This is a genomic window from Alkalilimnicola ehrlichii, from assembly GCF_003399765.1.
Classification (GTDB): Bacteria; Pseudomonadota; Gammaproteobacteria; order Nitrococcales; family AK92; genus AK92.
Genome location: NZ_NFZV01000085.1, coordinates 1 through 991, shown reverse-complemented (window position 1 = coordinate 991; position 991 = coordinate 1). Strand labels below are relative to the sequence as shown.

The 991-nt window shown below is 64.0% G+C and carries 1 protein-coding gene; it reads left to right on the top strand.

Annotated features, from left to right (window positions below):
- The coding region (locus CAI21_RS23525) for a hypothetical protein (protein WP_181919615.1) at positions 1 to 991 on the top strand (991 nt) is incomplete at both ends.

The following is a 991-nucleotide window of genomic DNA, read 5'->3' as shown; positions in this document are numbered from 1 at the left end:
CGACCTCAACCAAGGCATCGACGAACTGATCCAAGACAAAAAGGTCCAGCAGTCGGTACGCTCGAATGCGCGTTGGCATGGCGGGTTTGTGGTGGGGGTCCTCATCGCGGAAGGCGCGAACCTTGGGTTTCTTTGGCAGAATGGAATATTGGGCAATAATGCACGTGAATTTGCCGATCGGTTCGCGGCGATGGTGGGGGTAGTTGCCGCGCTGACCGATGCCCGGGAGTGGCAAGCCGGTCGGACAGCGGTGGGGAACATAAGCTCACAGCGTCTGTTAGACCGCGCGGCAACTGCGCGCACGACTGCCGGGCGAGCCAACGCTGCCGCTTCCTTTGTCTACGCGTTTCTAGCGTCTTGGGATGCCCGTATGGCCTTCTACGACGCGGACTATGATTACATGGCGGCCAATCTCGTTTTGGCCAGCAGTACGGGTTTACTGGTGGGCGCGCTGGCGCCCGGCCTGTTAAAAGTGCTAGGAGTCAGTCCCGCGGTTGCTGCATTGCTAGCCAATCCCTGGGTCATCGCCAGCCTCGTCCTGGTCACGGTGGCCGCCGCCGTCTGGGCCTACTTTGCCAAGAACGACGAGACCGAGCGTTGGTTACGCTTCTCGCCCTGGGGCAAAGCCTGGGACTGGCAGCGGACGTGGCGCCAGCGGAACTACGACGACCCCCGGCAAGTGCTCAAGTCCTGGGCCGAGCTGATGAACCCGGTGTCGGCGGTGGTGCGCGGCGGCAGTCACACCTGTGCGGTGAGCGTCACCGCGCCAAGCAAGGTTGAGACGCAGCTCGAGGTGCGGCCCTACCCGGCCTCGTTCCGCCGCCGGCTGAGCGACGGCGATGCCTGGTTGCCGGTTGCCGTCGAGGCAAGCGGCGACGAATGGTGGGCCGACCCGTTACTGCTGGCCCTGCACAAGGTGTGCGAGGATACCGACTGCCGGCCGCATGCCGACGGCAGCGGCTACGACTGGCTGATTCCGGCCGGCAACTTC